General features: G+C 68.8%; 11 protein-coding genes. 7 read left to right on the top strand and 4 right to left on the bottom strand.

Annotated elements, in window-relative coordinates; all coding sequences use genetic code 11:
- Positions 1-57: 57 nt before the first annotated feature.
- Positions 58-1,887 carry a rhomboid family protein gene (locus tag ACNS84_RS15980; RefSeq protein WP_435075862.1) on the top strand — a complete coding sequence of 610 codons (1,830 nt, stop codon included), beginning with the start codon at positions 58-60 and terminating at the stop codon, positions 1,885-1,887.
- A 63-nt stretch (positions 1,888-1,950) separates the two neighbouring features.
- Here the strand turns inward: ACNS84_RS15980 and ACNS84_RS15975 are convergent, their stop codons facing one another.
- Positions 1,951-2,574 carry an METTL5 family protein gene (locus ACNS84_RS15975; protein WP_435075861.1) on the bottom strand — a complete coding sequence of 208 codons (624 nt, stop codon included), beginning with the start codon at positions 2,572-2,574 and terminating at the stop codon, positions 1,951-1,953.
- Positions 2,575-2,577: 3 nt separating this feature from the next.
- Positions 2,578-2,979: a DUF7961 family protein gene (locus ACNS84_RS15970; protein WP_435075860.1), complete on the bottom strand. Its 402-nt coding sequence runs from the start codon at positions 2,977-2,979 to the stop codon at positions 2,578-2,580.
- Positions 2,980-3,357: 378 nt separating this feature from the next.
- On the opposite strand from ACNS84_RS15970, the gene ACNS84_RS15965 reads away from it, so the two are divergent.
- The 4 genes from ACNS84_RS15965 (at position 3,358) to ACNS84_RS15950 (ending at position 8,011) form a co-directional block, all read left to right on the top strand.
- Positions 3,358-4,314: a transcription initiation factor IIB gene (locus ACNS84_RS15965; RefSeq protein WP_435075859.1), complete on the top strand. Its 957-nt coding sequence runs from the start codon at positions 3,358-3,360 to the stop codon at positions 4,312-4,314.
- A 102-nt stretch (positions 4,315-4,416) separates the two neighbouring features.
- Positions 4,417-4,851 (top strand): universal stress protein, encoded by a 435-nt coding sequence (locus ACNS84_RS15960; protein WP_435075858.1) that lies wholly within the window; start codon positions 4,417-4,419, stop codon positions 4,849-4,851.
- A 27-nt stretch (positions 4,852-4,878) separates the two neighbouring features.
- A complete protein-coding gene (menE, locus tag ACNS84_RS15955; protein ID WP_435075857.1) occupies positions 4,879-6,801 on the top strand; it encodes an o-succinylbenzoate--CoA ligase in 1,923 nt (640 codons plus the stop codon).
- 61 nt (positions 6,802-6,862) lie between these two features.
- A complete protein-coding gene (locus ACNS84_RS15950) occupies positions 6,863-8,011 on the top strand; it encodes an acyl-CoA dehydrogenase family protein (RefSeq protein WP_435075856.1) in 1,149 nt (382 codons plus the stop codon).
- A 25-nt stretch (positions 8,012-8,036) separates the two neighbouring features.
- On the opposite strand, the gene ACNS84_RS15945 is transcribed toward ACNS84_RS15950, so the two are convergent.
- Entirely contained in the window at positions 8,037-8,711 is a 675-nt protein-coding gene (locus ACNS84_RS15945; protein ID WP_435075855.1) for an MBL fold metallo-hydrolase, read from the bottom strand.
- Positions 8,712-8,815: 104 nt separating this feature from the next.
- Between ACNS84_RS15945 and ACNS84_RS15940 the strand changes: the two genes are divergently transcribed.
- Positions 8,816-10,702: a MutS-related protein gene (locus ACNS84_RS15940; protein ID WP_435075854.1), complete on the top strand. Its 1,887-nt coding sequence runs from the start codon at positions 8,816-8,818 to the stop codon at positions 10,700-10,702.
- On the top strand, positions 10,695-11,162 hold the full coding sequence (locus ACNS84_RS15935; protein ID WP_435075853.1) for a DUF8009 family protein: 468 nt from the start codon (positions 10,695-10,697) through the stop codon (positions 11,160-11,162). The genes ACNS84_RS15940 and ACNS84_RS15935 overlap by 8 nt, the downstream gene beginning before the upstream one ends.
- A gap of 36 nt (positions 11,163-11,198) precedes the next feature.
- Here ACNS84_RS15935 and ACNS84_RS15930 read toward each other — a convergent pair whose 3' ends face one another.
- Positions 11,199-15,914, bottom strand: a complete 4,716-nt coding sequence (locus ACNS84_RS15930; protein WP_435075852.1) for a DUF7997 domain-containing protein — start codon at positions 15,912-15,914, stop codon at positions 11,199-11,201.
- Positions 15,915-16,018 lie beyond the last annotated feature (104 nt).

Genomic DNA, 16,018 nt, shown 5'->3' with positions numbered 1-16,018 from the left:
ACCTCGCTGAACGGCTGACCCGCGGATTGATAAGCGACCGACCGCTCCTTTCGCCACATGCTCGCGGAGGCGCTTACGTCCGACGCCGCGCACCTCGCGGTCGGCGGCGCGCTCGTCGCCGTGGCGCTCGGAATCGTTTATAAGACCGATCAGCCGCGCGGGGCGTGGACCCGCGCGCTCCGTTCGCGCTTCCTGCTCGGCGTCCCGTGGGGAACGCTCGTCGCCATCGCCGGTATCGTCGGCGTCTACCTCTTCGTCCAGAGCGGGCTGGAGAACCCCGACCGCCCCGTCGTGATCCCGTTCCGCTCGTGGTCGTATCTCTACCCGGAGGGACTGCTCTGGTCGAGTTTCGCGCACGCCAACCGAGGCCACATCACGGGGAACCTCCTCTCGACGCTCGTCGCGGGGGGTATCGCCGAATACGCTTACGGACACTTTCCGGGCGGCCGAGACGTCGACGACGAGACGGGGACGATCCGGGCGGCGTTACCGTCGCTCGCCTCGTTGCGTCGGGTCCGGTCCGAGGGACTTGCGGCCGTCGCACGCGGCGTTCCACGACCGACGCCCCCGTCGCTCACTGACGGTCGCTCGGTCGCCCAGAACCCCTACGTCCGTGCGTTCGTACTCGTCCCGGGGGCGATGGTCCTCTTCGGCGTCGTCACCGCGTTGTTCGCGCTCGGCCCGGTTATCGGGTTCTCGGGCGTCGTTTTCGCGCTGTGGGGATTCGCCCTCGTTTTCTACCCGGTCGGAACGATCGCGGCGCTCACGGGCGCGACACTGGTGAACGTCACGTACGAGACGCTCCAGAATCCGGTCGTCACCGCCGAGGCGAGCGGTTCGTACGGTCCCCCGTGGTGGGCGAACATCGCGATTCAGGGCCACGCGCTCGGACTCATCGCCGGCATCCTCGCCGCGGCGTGGCTCGCTCGACGCCGGCGCGACACCGACCTCGCGGGCGGCGAGTCACGGACGGCCGCGCTCGCCGTGTTCGGCGGGGTCTTGCTGTTCGGAGCGTCACGCCGGCTCTGGGCGGTGTACTGGTACCTCGGGAACGAGCGATACGAGCTGTACCGAGCGGTCGGATTCGGCCTGCTCGCCGTCCTCGCCGCGATCGTCGCCCTCGCGGTCGCGGGGCGAGACGAGCCGATTCGACCCGACGTGGCCGTGCCGGACCCCCGGACCATCCGAGAGGCGATTCGGTCCGTCACACCGGCGGCGGTCGGGTTCCTGCTCCTGGCGTCGGCGCTCGCGGCCGTCGCCGGCCCCGGCGTGGTGCCGAACCTCGTCGCGGTTGACGACGGCGACCTCCCGGGCGACCCGATCGAAATCGATGGCTATCAGGTGACCTACGCGGAGGACGTCGAGAACCAGGTGGTGAGCGTCGTCGACGTCGAGGCGTTCGGCCGGTCGACGACCGTCAACACCTCGGGGGTGATCGTGAAGAACGCGGACCGTGAGATCTGGACCACCGCGGTCTCGCGCGGGAACCTCGCGTTCTGGGAGTATCGCGCGGTCGACGTCGGCGGGACCGGGTGGCGCGAGACCGTCTGGGTCCAGCGGGTCGGGTGGGTGGCGGCGAACGGTGGCCCGACCTATCGGGTCGACGCGATTCGGAACGAGACGCGATCCACGCTGTTCACGAGCGAGCCGTCACAGGCGGAGCCGCGAATCGACGGGCGCAACGTCACGGTCGCGGCCGTGGAGAGCGGGTTCGAACTTCGCGTCATGCACGACGGGGAGACCGATAGGGCGGCGATTCCGGCGGCGAACGAGACGGTGACGGCCGGCGGAATCGCGTTCGTGCGCGAGGCGGACGCCGTGTTCGCGGAGCGCGGGGAGACCCGCGTACGGATCGCAACGCGCGAGCGGTACGAGGGGCGGCAGTGACGCGGGATTACGAAGGGCGGTAGCGACGCACTGAACCAAGGAGTAGCGGAGCGAGCGTCCGGGTTACGTCCACTCGATCCGATACACCTCGGCGTCAATCTCTCGCGACTCGTCGGTGTGATGGTCGAACGCCGCGTCGATCGAGAAGTCGGCCGCGAACGCGTGCGTCACTTCGCCGCCGTTGTCGGCGGCGAACGCCTCGACGAACTCCCGGCTACCCGCGTTGTGGACCGAGTACGAGACGGTCGCGACTCGGCTCGCCGTCTCCAGGAATCCGCGGTCGGCGTTTCGGTTCCCGTCACGCGCACCGAACGGGGGATTCATGACGACCGTGACGGGGTCGGGGACGTCGAGCGGGAGCCGCGTCGCGTCGGCTTGGATCCAGTGAATGGGAGCGCTCGCGGCGACTCGTCGCTCGTTCGCGGTTGCGGTGGTCAGCGCGGCACGGTCGAGTTCGACGCCGAACACGCGGGCGGGGCCGCGGAGCGCGGCGGCGAGCGCGAGCATCCCGGTCCCCGTGCCGAGGTCGAGAACGGTGCGGCCGTCGATGTCGTCGTGGAGGTCGGCGAGGTGGACGACGTGGGCCGCGAGGTCCGGCGGTGTCGGGTACTGTTCGAGCGCGAGACGAGGATTGTCGAACCCGGCAACCACGCCGAGTTTTGTCGCGAGCGAGCGCTTCGAGGCCATCTGTCAGACCGAGGCCTGATCGCCGCCGGTCCGGACGAGTTCGACGCCCTCGCGGCGGGCGCGCTCGGCGAGCGCCGACAGTGCCGGTTCGGCCGCGTCCGGGTCCGAGACCTCGCCGAGGCGGACCTCGATTCGGCCGGCGCCGAGGAACGACGCGGCGCGGACGAACTCGCGGAGGCGGTCTGCCTCGTGCTGGGTCGAGAGCGTGTCCTCGCAGTCGAAGCAGGCCTCGACCGACAGCGTCGCCGGCTGGTAGCCTCGGGTCGAGAGTTCGGTTTTGAGGTCACGGAGGTGCGCGGGGGCGGTACTGTCGAGGTCGGCGGCGTCGATGACGATCGGATCGATCTCTGCCGGGCGACACCCGCTGAGTGTTCCTTCGATCCCGTCGGGCTGCGTCGTGCTCATACCGCCTAATATGTAATAGTTATACAAAAGCTTTTGTGAATGCGCGATGGTAATAATTAAATTCCGATTCTCTCGACCCGGCTGCTCGCGAGCGACGACCCGATCCGTTCCCGGCGCGACGAGGCCGCGAGATGTCCGTTCGTGAACGGCTCTGAACAGTGAACTGTGATCGTGTCCCACTTTGACGGTCACGTTTCGTGTTCAGGGATCGCTATTGGCCCGGTACGGCGATCCCGCGTTCTCGGGGGTAAAATGCCGAAAACACGCGTTTCGAGCACTGAAACGCCGTCCAGACGGATCAAAGCGGCCGCTCGACGGCGGTCGAGTTCATTGTATCCAGACAAAGGTTTAAATAGGCCAATAACCAGAAACCTTATAATGGAACGTCCGAGTCGCCAGCGCCAACAGGAGCGAGACACAGAGCGAGAGTCGGACGAGACGGAGACCCTCTCCTGCCCGGAGTGTGAATCGAAGGACATCGTCACCGACGCGGATCAAGAGCTCGTATGCGAGGACTGCGGGCTCGTCTTGGACGAGCGGAACATCGACCGCGGCCCGGAGTGGCGGGCGTTCAACCACTCCGAGCGGCAGTCGAAATCACGCGTCGGCGCCCCCATCACCGAGACGATGCACGACAAGGGGTTGACGACGACCATCGACTGGAAGGACAAGGACGCGTACGGCCGATCGCTCTCCTCCGAGAAGCGGTCGCAGATGCACCGACTGCGGAAGTGGCAAGAGCGCATTCGGACGAAGGACGCCGGCGAGCGCAATCTCCAGTTCGCGCTCTCCGAGATCGACCGCATGGCGAGCGCGCTCGGCGTTCCTCGCTCCGTTCGCGAGGTCGCCTCCGTCATCTATCGACGGGCACTCAACGAGGACCTCATCCGCGGCCGATCGATTGAGGGCGTCTCCACCGCCGCGCTCTACGCCGCCTGCCGGCAGGAGGGCATTCCCCGGTCGCTCGACGAAGTCGCCGACGTCTCGCGAGTCCCGCAGAAGGAGATCGGTCGGACGTATCGGTACATCTCCCAGGAGCTCGGCCTGGAGTTGAAGCCGGTCGACCCGAAGCAGTTCGTCCCGCGATTCGCGTCCTCGCTGGAACTGAGCGAGGAGGTGCAGTCGAAGGCGACGGAGATCATCGACGTCTCCGCCGAACAGGGCCTGCTCTCCGGGAAGTCCCCGACGGGCTTCGCCGCCGCCGCTATCTACGCGGCGTCGCTGCTCTGTAACGAGAAGAAGACCCAGCGTGAGGTCGCCGACGTCGCGCAGGTGACCGAGGTCACCATCCGCAACCGGTACCAAGAGCAGATCGAAGCGATGGGATTCCGGTAACGGCGCCGTCCCGCGGTTAGTGCGTCGTCGTTCCGTAATCGATCCGTGGTCGATCTGCCGTGATCGGGTTTTTAATCGGTCCCCAACGTATCTCCTCGTAACATGTACTCGCAGATTCTCGTTCCGACCGACGGCAGCCCCGCGTCCGACGCCGCCATCGAGCACGCTATCGACCTCGCCCAGCGGTACGACGCCACGCTGCACGCGCTGTACGTCGTCGACGGCGCGGCATACTCGACGCTTGAAGCCGGCGCTGACGTCGTCATCGACGCCCTCGAATCCGAAGGTGACGCGGCCACCCGCCGGGTTGCCGACGCGGCCGAGAAGGCGGGCGTGGGCTGCGAGACGACGGTCACGTCGGGGACCGCGTACCGCTCGATTCGCGACTACGTCGACGACCACGCCATAGACATGATCGTGATGGGGACGCACGGCCGGAAGGGGCTCGACCGATATCTCCTCGGGAGCGTCACGGAGCGCGTCGTCCGAACCTCGGACGTGCCGGTCCTCACCGTCCGACACCCGACAGATGACTGAGCCGCCGACGCACCGAGGGTGACCGTCGTGCGCGACTGGCTGTCTCACCGGGTCGCTTCCTCGCCGGACGAAATGGCGCTCTTACGAGCCTCTGACGGCGAAGCGTGGACGTACACGGACTTGGACCGTCTCGTCTCGGAGACGGCGGGACGACTCGTCGCCCACGGGATCGAGGCGGGCGACCGGCTCGGCGTGATCACCCCGCCGTACGTCGGCACCGTCGGGCTCATCCACGCGGCGATGCGGGTCGGGGCGACCTTCGTCCCGCTCGGACAGGAGCTCACGCCTCGCGAGCTGTCGGAGCGGATCGAGGTCGCCGACCTCTCCGCGGTCATCTGTGCAGACCCGACCGAACACGACGCGTTGGCGGCCGTCGACGGGATCGACGATATGCCGGTCTTCTCCGTCGACGACCCAGCCGACTCGGCCGTCACCGCCGTCCACTGCGTCGAACCGGACCCCGTCGACGAACCGGAGTGGGCGCTCGACGACCACCTCTGTATCCTCTTCACGTCGGGGACGACGGGCGAAGCGAAGCCCGTCCCGCTCACTGCGGGCAACGTGTACAGTTCGGCGATCGCCTCGGCGTTCCGTCTCGGCGTCGACCCTGGCGACCGCTGGCTCGTCTCGCTCTCCCTCCACCACATGGGCGGGCTCGCACCCGTCTACCGCTCCGCGTTGTACGGGACGACGCTCGTGCTCCGGGAGGGATTCGATCCCGGCGGCACCGCCGACGACATCGACACCTACGACGTGACCGGCGTCTCGCTCGTCCCGACGATGCTGAAACGGATGCTCGACCGGCGCGGCACGCTCTCGGACTCGCTTCGCGTGGTCCTGCTCGGCGGCGCGCCGGCGCCGAACGAGCTACTGGAGCGCTGTCGAGACTACTCGATTCCGGTGTTCCCTACCTACGGAATGACCGAATCGGCGTCACAGATCGCGACGGCGACGCCCACGCAGACGAGAAAGCGGCTCGGAACCGTCGGGCGTCCACTGTTCGGCACCGATATCACCGTCGTGAACGAGTCCGGCGCGCCGGTCGAGGCGGGAGAGACTGGTGAGATCGTCGTCGACGGCCCGACGGTGACGCCCGGCTATCTGAACCCTCCGGCGGCGGGAGACGGGTCGGCGGCCGAGGTAGACCGCTCCTCGTTCGGGCCGCACGGCCTCCACACCGGCGACGTGGGGAAATTCGACGAAAAGGGCTACCTCTACGTGCTCAACCGCCTCGACGACCGAATAATCAGCGGCGGCGAGAACGTCGAACCGGGCGAGGTGGCCGACGTGTTCCGCGCGTTCGACGCGGTCGAGGACGTCTCCGTCGTCGGTCTCGAGGACGAGTATTGGGGAGAGCGGGTCGCAGCGCTGATCGAGGTCGGCGGCCGCGAAGACGAAGCGGTGGACGAGGCGGCGCTCGACGCGTTCGTCCGAGAACGACTTACGGGGTTCAAGATCCCCAAGACGGTCGCGTTCGTCGACGCGCTCCCGCGGACCATCTCGGGCACCGTCGACCGAGGGGCGGTGCGAGAGGCGCTGCGAGACCACGGCCGCGCTCTCGCCAGCGAGTTGGAATCGGAACTGGAGACGGCCGGCTTCGAGCCCGCACATCTGAGCGAACCACCGGGCAACGACCCGGGTAAATCGACCGACGAAGCGACGGACGACCCCGTCGAAATCGCCGATGCAGACGCGGTCGCGAACGGGGACGACGCTGCGGACGAAACGGACGGCGAACCGGTCGGCGTATCCAATGAGGAACCCGATGAACCGTCTGATGAGAGCGAGGAGGTGGATCCCGAGGCTGACGACGAGGACGAAGACGCCGACGACGAGGACGAAGACGCCGACAACGACCGTGACGACGATTCCGAAGCGGAATCCACCCAGCTACCCGATACGATTCCCGACGAGATCGCCGACGCTGAGTCGCCGCGAAGCGAGGAATAAACTCACCCGGAATTTCTCGTTGTTCCACGAATGTTTTGAGCGCCCGGACCACGGTGTAAACATGGACCTACTTGACGACAGCATCGTGCCGGAGCACGCACGGGACGTGAAGGCACAGGCCCGTGAGTTCGCCGCCGAGCACATCGAGCCGAACGCAGAGGCGTACTACAAGTCGGGCGACTACCCGTGGGAGGTGCTGGAGGCCGGCATGGACGCCGGACTCATCGCACAGGACATCGGCGAGGAGTACGGCGGGAAGGGGTTCGACCTGGCGCAGATTCTGGCTATCGCCGAGGAGTTCTACCGTGCGGACGCCGGCATCGCGCTCACCCTTCAGCTCGCGAGCTTCGGCTGCGAGATGGTCGAGCAGTACGGCACCGACGAGCAGAAGGAGGAGTACCTCCGTCCGGTGGCCGAAAACGATCAGATTTCGGGACTCGCCGTCTCGGAGCCCGAGACCGGCTCCGACCTCGCGGGGATGACGACGAAAGCCGAGAAGGTCGAGGGCGGGTACGAACTCACCGGCGAGAAGTACTGGGTCGGCAACGCGGTCGAGGCCGACTGGCTCACCGTCTACGCGAAGACCGGCGAGGGCGAGGACCGCTACTCGAACTACACGCTGTTCATCGTCGAGACCGACTCTGATGGGTACGAGGCGGAGCACATCCCCGAGAAGATGGGAATGCGCGCCTCCAAGCAGGGCCACATCGTCTTCGAGGACTGCTTCGTTCCCGAGGAGAACGTCGTCGGCAGCGAGGGTGGCGGCTTCTACGTCCTCGCGGACTTCTTCAACCACGGTCGCGTGATCGTCGGGGGCCACGGGTTGGGGCTCGCCGCCGCCGCCATCGAGGAGGCCGAAGAGTTCGTCCACGGGCGCAAAGCCTTCGGTCGCACGATCAACGAGTTTCAGGCGGTCCAACACACCATCTCCGACATGCGGATCGGCTTCGAGTCGGCGCGTGCGCTCAACTGGCGCGCGTGCGAGAAGGTCGCGAACAACGACGACGCAGGGTACTGGGCCGCGCTGGCCAAGACCAAGTCCACCGAAGTCGCCACCGACTGCGCCGAGAAGGGGATGAAACTCCACGGCGGCCGGTCGAACCTGACCGACCGCCGGATCGCGCGCGTCTACCGCGACGTGCGCATTCCGGTGATCTACGAGGGCGCAAACGACATCCAGCGGAACCTGATCTACCGGCAGTCGCGGTAAAACCGCCCGCGCGGTTAGCCGATTTTCAGATCCGAGCCGCGAGCGCCGCGAGCGCCTCGCTTCCACCCCTCGCGAGGGGGTCGCCGTGGCCGACGCAGGCCACCTCGAAGGGTGGAGCACGGGCGGACAGCTCTCGAATGCTGTTCAACACGCGGTCCGTGTCGTAGCTGATGAGCCACTCGGAGGGGTCGAGTGTGCCGTCGGACTCCGAGACGAGGTCACCGAGCAGCGCGACATCGAGTTCCTCGCTCACGTACGCGACGTGTCCCGGCGTGTGGCCGGGCGTGTGGAACGCGGTGAACGACCCGAGGCGCTCGCCGTCGTCGACGGCCTCGATATCGAGGTTCGGAAGCGTCGTGAGCAGTCCGGTGAGTCGCTGGAGCGCACCCTTGTGGTTCCGCCAGGGCGGCGACCGCTCGCCCCGGAGGATCGCCGCGTCGAACGCGCCCGCGTACACCGTCGCGTCGAGCTCCGGCGTCAGCGCCGCGAGCGTCCCGACGTGGTCGAGGTCGTAATGCGTCAGCAGCACGCGGCCGATGTCTTCGACGTCGACGCCGGCGTCCGCGAGCCCCTCCCGGATCGCCGTCTCGTCCCACGGCGTCCCGGCGTCGACGAGCGTGGGCACGTCATCGTCGACGAGGTACGCGCTGACGCCGCGCAGCTCGAACTGCCACACACCGTCCGCGAGTTCTGTCGCCATGGGCCACCGTAGCGACTGCCTGGGTTTGACGCTGGCGACCGCGGCGGTCGCGTAGCGGGGACGGCCGACGAAAACGCCAAGACGCCGCGCCGATACGTCGAGGTATGCGACTCGAGGACTACTGGGGGATCGGCCCGAAGACGAGCGAGCAGCTCGTCTCGGCGCTGGGGACCTCGCGGGCGGTCGAGGCGATCGAGTCGGCCGACGTCAGAGCGCTCGTCGACGCCGGACTCCACCGCGGCCGCGCGACGCGAATCCTCCGCCGTGCCAACGGCGAGGCCGGCATGGACGTCCTCGCGACTGCCGACACCCGATCGGTGTACGACGACCTACTCTCGCTGGCCGCCGGCCACGCCCTGACGGATCACGCCGCCGACCGGATACGGGTGTTGACCCCGCTTACCGACCGCAAGGCGATCGAGACTCGTCTCGATAAGGTCGTCGCCGCGCGGGACGCGTGGACGGGGCTCGCCGAGGCCGAACGTGAACGCCTGATCGAAGCGTTCGACGCGTACGACGAAGCCGAGGGGTCGGACCTCGCGGCCGTCGAGACCGCCGTCGTCCTCCAAGAGGTCGGACTCGACGATCACCCCTTCGAAGCGATCGGCGAACTGGAAACGGCGGCGCTTCGAGACGCCGCCGACGCCCTGGCCGACGTGCGCGGGTCGATCGATCTGACGGGCGGCGGGAGTGACGGCGACGGCGGAGCGATCGAGGTTGCTCGCGGCGCCGACGCGGAGCTGGACCGGCTGCGCGATCAGCGCGACGCGGCCGAGGGGCTGGCGAATTCGGCGTTCGACGTGCTCGACGCGGTCCGTGACGGCTCGCTCCGGGACTTCGAGGCGCTGGAGGCCGCGACAATCGACCACGTCGCCAACGAGACCGGCGTCGACCCGGCGACGGTGCGCTCGGTCGCGCCCGACGATGCGCTCGACGCGGCCGACTTCGTCTCGGCGACGCTCCGTGACCTCGCGGCGGAACTCGAGGAGGCAGTCGCGGAGCGGGAGGCGACCGTCGCCGCCGACATTCGCGAGCGGATCGGTGGGGTGCGGGCGGAAGGCGGCGATAGCGACGAGGGGGCGGAAGGCGGCGATAGCGACGAGGGGGCGGAAGCGGACTCGGCGGCAGAGAGCAGCGTGGCGCGCGCGGTCGAGGCGGTCTCGGACGCCGCGTTCCTCCTGTCACTCGCGCGCTTCGCCGCCGCAGCGGACCTCGTTCGACCGACGCTCGTCGACGACGGTCTCGCGGTGCGAAACGCCCGCAACCCGTTCATCCCCGGCGACGTGCAGCCGGTCTCGTACGCGATAGGTGATCACTCGCTCGCGGGAGACGCTGGCGTCGCGAGCGCCGACGCGCCGCCGACCGGCGATCGGGTGAGTGTGCTCACCGGCGCGAACTCGGGCGGGAAGACGACGCTCTTAGAGACGGTGTGCGCGGTGGCGCTGCTCGCGTCGATGGGGCTCCCGGTACCAGCCGAGGCGGCCGAAGTCGGTTCGTTCGACCGCATCGTCTTCCACCGGCGGCACGCCTCGTTCAACGCCGGCGTGTTGGAGTCGACGCTGAAGTCGGTGGTTCCACCGCTGGTCGAAGACGGACGGACGCTGATGCTCGTCGACGAGTTCGAGGCGATCACGGAGCCGGGACGGGCCGCCGACCTGCTGAACGGCCTCGTGACGCTCACCGTCGAGCGAGGCGCGCTCGGCGTGTACGTCACGCACCTCGCGGAAGACCTGAGCCCGCTCCCCGAGGCCGCCCGAATCGACGGCATCTTCGCCGAAGGGCTCACGAACGACCTCGAACTACGCGTGGACTACCAGCCGCGCTTCGGGACGGTCGGCAAGTCGACGCCCGAGTTCATCGTCTCGCGACTCGTCGCGAACGCGACCGACCGCGGCGTCCGCGCCGGCTTCGAACACCTCGCCGGGGCCGTCGGGGAAGAGGCGGTCCAACGCACGCTCTCGGACGCGGAGTGGTCGGGTGGCGATGACTGACGACGACGCGAACGGACCGGAGCGAATTCGGTCGATAGCGGTCCACCGCGGAGATGTCGCGAGCGCACTCGAGGCGACGCTCCGGAGCAACCGCGAGGTCGTGCTCCGGGTGACGCCGCCGTTCTCCGGCCGAATGCGCGCCAGGTTACACGTCCGCGACGCTGACGGACCCGAGAGCGAGAGGACCGAAGGCGACGACACCCGCGCGCCGATTCACGTCGACCCGCGATCGCTCGTCGCGTCGGTCCCGCCGTACCCAGAGGTCGACGAGACCGCGGCGGAACACCCCGACGCCGACGTCGAAACGCGGCGGAACCGGCATGCCGAGGCCGTCGAGGCGTGGCGCGAACAGGTCCGAGCGTCGATCGTCGACTCTGTTGCATTTGACGTCGCTGACGGTGGTGACGACGGCACGTCGAACGGGAAGATCCACGAGGTTCGTGTGACCGCACTCGGGTAAGGCCGACCGTTCCGAGAAAACCCGACCGCGAACCCGTTACAGGCGGAGCCGCTCGACCGACGTCCCGGCGCCGACAAACTCGTCGAACGCGGCGTCGCCGTCGATAGTCGCCGCCGCGACGACCACCGTGTCGACGTCGATGTCGGCGTCGAGTCGGACCTCGTACTCGCCGTCGTCTGGCGTCGCCAGCGTGGAGCCGTCGGCGGCGTACACCGCGACCGCGTTGCCGGTCGTCTCGCCCGAGACGATCAGATCCTCGGCCGCGTACTCGGCGCTCGCGGTGAGGTCGGGCGCCGCGGTTCGGTCGCGCTCGACGTACCGCTCTCGGACGACGGTTGGCGTCTCAACCGGTTCCCCCGCGTCGACGCCGTGCGCGAGGCGGATGTAGCCGGCCATCGTCCACGCGAGCGGCGTCGCCCCCCCAGTTCCCTCGCCGAACTCCCACCCGTAGTCGGTCGGGTGCTCGCGGTCCCACACTTGCTCTGGCAGCATCCGTCCGGAGTTGCCGAAGCCGGCCATCGTCTCGAGGAGGGCGTCGGGCTCGAGCGCGTCCTCGTCGGTGCCGCCGAAGGAGTCGGGGCCGTCGGCGCGGGCGCGGAGTTCGTACTCGCCCCGCTCACCGGTAAAGATCGGCCAGAGCCGTCCCCGGCCGTCGCCGGTGCCGGCCCACGGCGCACCCGGGTCGCCGGCGGCTATCTCGCCGTAGGCGTCGCCCACGTAGCGGTACCACGCGGGGCCGTGCGGTGTGTCGACACGGATCGAGTCGTCGACGACGGCAACCGAGTTCTGGATCGTCTCATCGTCCGCGGGCTTCACCCCAAGCCGGACGAGTTCGAGGAACCCGCCGTCGACGATTTCCCGCTCGTCGTAGGTCGGACCGTCGTTAGCGATCGTTCGGGGCCGCCCGGACTCGGGGTCGCCGGCGGCCGTGACTCGGAGGTAGTACGGGGTCTCCGCGTGTCGCTCCGTGCCGGTGGACGTGGCACACCACGATTCGACCCGCTCGGCCCAGTCGTCAGCGAGGCCCAGCCACGCGAGCGCGTCGGCGCGGAGTGCGTCGGGGTCGCTCGGACCGGCATCGCCGGCCGCGCCGCCGTCCTCGATCCGCTCGGCCTCCGAGAGCGCGAGCGCGGCGCCGCAGACGAGTCCGGCGATTTCGGCGGCGATGCTCGACGGCGAGAAGCCCGCCTCCTCCTCCCAGCGCTCCTGAGCCGTCTCGGGACCGTTGACCGCGATGTAGCCGAGCGAGCGCCGAACCTGGTCGTACGTGTAGTTCGCGTCCGTCGGTGAGACCCCGTGTTCGTACAGCTGCCACGCCATCACCGACGGGAACGCGATGTTGTCCATCTGCTCGCCGCCCCACCGCGTGCGGCCGTTGATGTACGTGTTCTGCGGGAGGAAGCCGTCCTCGTCCTGCTGGGTGTTGTAGAGGTACGCGAGCGCGTCCGCACCGCGCTCGACCTCGCCGACCTCGATCAGCGCGGTGAACACCTGATAGAGGTCGCGCGACCACACGAAGTTGTAGCCGTAGCCGCGGTCCTCCGCGGCGTACTCCGTCTCGCCCCACGGCACCGACGGGCTGGCGATCCCGGCGCCGTCGTGGCGCTTGTCCTCGACGGCCGCGAGCGTCATCAGCGCGAACCGGTACTGCGTCTCCAACTCCGCGTCGCCGGTCACCGAGTCCGGGAACTCGCGGCCCGCGAGCCACTCGCGCCACGTCTCGACGTACGCGTCGGCGACGTTCGTAAACCCGCGCGAGATGGCGCCGCGAGCCTCACCGAGCGCGGCCGCGGTGTCGGCCTCTTCGGCGAATCCGAGCGCGACGGTGTCCGAGACGTTCGTCCCGCTCCCGACGAGGCCGGCGAGCACGACGTTCCCCGCCGCCTCCGTGGAGCCCTCGCCGCGTTCGCCGTCGCCGAAGAGAGCGGTCGACTCCTCGCCGCCGGCCTCGAGGACGCTGGCCCACTCGAAGCGGTCGTCGCTGGCGAGCGCCAGCGCAACCTCGAAGGAATCGCCCTCATCGTCGACGAGTTTTCCCGTGTGCCGCTCGCTCGCGTCGTCGTTTCGCGCGATCAGATGGTACCCGTCGTCGTCGCCGATGCGGTCGCCGCGGTCGTTCGTCCCGACGTTCGTGATCGTCGTGTCGACAAGGGCGTACACGTCGTACTCGCGGCCGCCCTCGAACTCGACGTCCGCGAGGACCGCGTCACCGTCGGTGTCGACCGCGTACTCGACCGTCAGCGTCCACTCGTGCCCGTGGCTGTCGCCGGTTTCTCGGATCGTCTGCGTGTACGCGAGCGCGTCGTCGACGGTGGGGTCGGTCCGGCGCTCGACGGTCTCCGTGGTCGTCACGTGGCTCGTCTCGTCGAAGGTTCGAACGGTGTATCCCGCGTCCGGGTCCGCGATGAGGAAGTCGAACGTGCGGATGTTCATCACGTCGATCCGGGGGAACCGGGCCTCGGTGAACGCCCCCTCGCTCAGGGTGAACCAGACCGGGACCGGGTCGTCGCTTCCGTGGTCGGCCGGGGTGCCGACGCCGAACTTCCGGCCGGTCGTCCAGTGAGGCGCCTCGTCCGGGCCTGTCGGCGTGTCGTGCGGGATTGGGAGCGCACCGTGCTTCGCGAGCGTCACGGTGGCGTCGATACGGAGTGCGTGTGACCAGCCGATCGGTGTCGCGCTGTCGAGGTCACCGTTGTCGAACACCTGCTCCGCGAAGAGCCCGGCGTCGTTGACGAAGGGGCCGTCGGGTTCACAAAGCGTGTACAGCTCGCGGGCCGCGTCGAACAGTTTCGTCGCGTCCTCGTCGCGCTCGCTCACGAGTCCGGCGAGCGAAGCGGCCGCCGTCGCGCCCCACAGGGTCGCGATCGACCACACCTTCGCAGCGCCCTGCTCCGCCGTGCGCCAGTCGTCGCCGGTGAATCTGACGAGTCCCTCGACGTCTGCCGTCTCGCGGCGGAGGGTATCGACCGAGTTCAGGACGTGCTCCCGCACGTGATCGAAGAACAACTCGAAGCCCGCCGCGGTGACCGCGGCACCGGAGCCGTCCGTGACCGTGCCGTCGACGCTGGTGCGCTCCTCGCGCAGCCCGGCGTACTCGACGACGGCGCTCGCGAGTGCGAACGTGCTGGCGTCGGCGCGCGAGTCGCTGCTCTCTGCGCTGGCGCGCTGCGGGAACCGTCCGGTGTCGGGATTCCAGCGGTTGTCGAGCCCGTCGAGGGCCTCGTCGGCCGCCGCAGCCGCCGCGACGCGCGTTTCGTCGTCGACCGGCGCGCGAGCGACCGCCGCGAACGCGCGGAGGTAGGCCGCGCCGGTGTGCGTGAACCGGCCGAGGGCGTTCTCCCAGCAGTTCTGACAACGGCGCGGAAGCCCGTCCTCTTCGGTCGTCTCGCGGAGGAAGACGAGCGCGTCGGCGATCGTCGCGTCTATCCGCACTCGCCACTCCTCGGGGAGGTCCGTCGTTCGGCGGAGCCGGGCGAGGAAGGTGACCACGGCGGCCGGCTGGTCTAGCTGGTCGTTCGGTCCGGCAGTCCCGCTTGCGCCTTCGATCCGGGCGTTCGCCCAGCCCGGGGCGACCTTGCCCGAGTCGGCCCAGACGCGGTGCGGCCACGAGCCGTCCGCGTCCTGCGTGCGGCAGAAGAACGAGGCGGTCGCGAGCAGTTCCTCGTCCGCTTCGAGGTCGAGTTCCTCACTCGCATGTAACAACGCGGTCGCGGTCTCCGCCTCGTCCCGGAACCACGTGTAGCCGTACCCGCCCGACGTCGAGTAGAAGGGGTCGAACTCGGGGGCGGCGATCCGGGCGCCAGATTCGGCGGTCAACAGGTCGAGCGCGCGGAGGTCGCTCGTGATTACGCCCCGTCGCGGGACGTCCGCGGGGACAGTCGGTCCGCGACCCGCAGCGGCCTCGCGGAGGTCGTCCGCGTCGGGGTAGGCCGTCGCGATCCGAGAGAGCTCCTCGATCCGCCGCTGTCGGTTGGGGCCGTCGGAGATCGCATCCATGGCGTCGTCGCCGGTCTCGCGCGTTTCGCGCCGATCGAGGACGGCACGGCTCGCCAGCGTGACCCGTTCGGTCCGGCCGTCGCGCTCGAACGGAGCGCGGACGACGACGTCGGGCGTGAGCCGAGAGTCCTCGCGCTGGTCAATCTCCCCGCGGTGGGGGAAGCCCGCCTCGTCCTCTCCGAGCAGTTCCGTGATCGTGCGGAGCCGCTGGCCGTGAGCCGCCGAGAGGCCCGTCGAAGCCGTCAAAAAGTCGTGTTCGTTCCGGTGGTACACCTCGACGACGCTGCCGTCGTCCGGGCCGGCTGCCTCGTGGACCAGGTTGCCGACGCGTCCCTCGACCATGTCCGGTGAGAACGCGCAGGCAGCCACGAGTTCGGCGTCCGCCGGCGGCGCCCCGCGAAGTTCGACGTGCGTGAGGTGCGTGTCGCTCACGACCAGGTCGAACTGGTGAATCGTGTATCGACCCGCGTCGTACTCCGTCTCGACGAGGGGCGTGTCGTCGTCGTAGTGCTGGCGGGTTGTTGTGAGTTCGTCGAACCAGCGGACCCCGCGACCGGCCGTGATCCCCATTCGGAGCCGGTCGGCTCCGCCGACTCCCGAAAGGGAGTACGAACAGTCGTGGACGGTGCCGTCCGGCCCCACGTGGACCAGACGGCCGTCGTCGCCCGTGAACGCGCCGGCGGTCGTGGGACGCTCCGCCGGATAGCGCTCGCCGCGTCGACGTTCGTGCTCCGTGAGAGCGGTTCGCAGTCGCATAGTCGCTCTGTGATTCCTGGGGTAAAAGCCTTGACGAACGTCGGCCACCGCTCGATCCAATTGGGAATAGGAAGAGCAATAACAAAGACCCCGGGTGTTGATGG

Source organism: Halorubrum wangae, from assembly GCF_051194135.1.
Classification (GTDB): Archaea; Halobacteriota; Halobacteria; order Halobacteriales; family Haloferacaceae; genus Halorubrum.
Note: the sequence above shows the minus strand (reverse complement) of the source record. Positions and strands in the feature narration are given on the sequence as shown.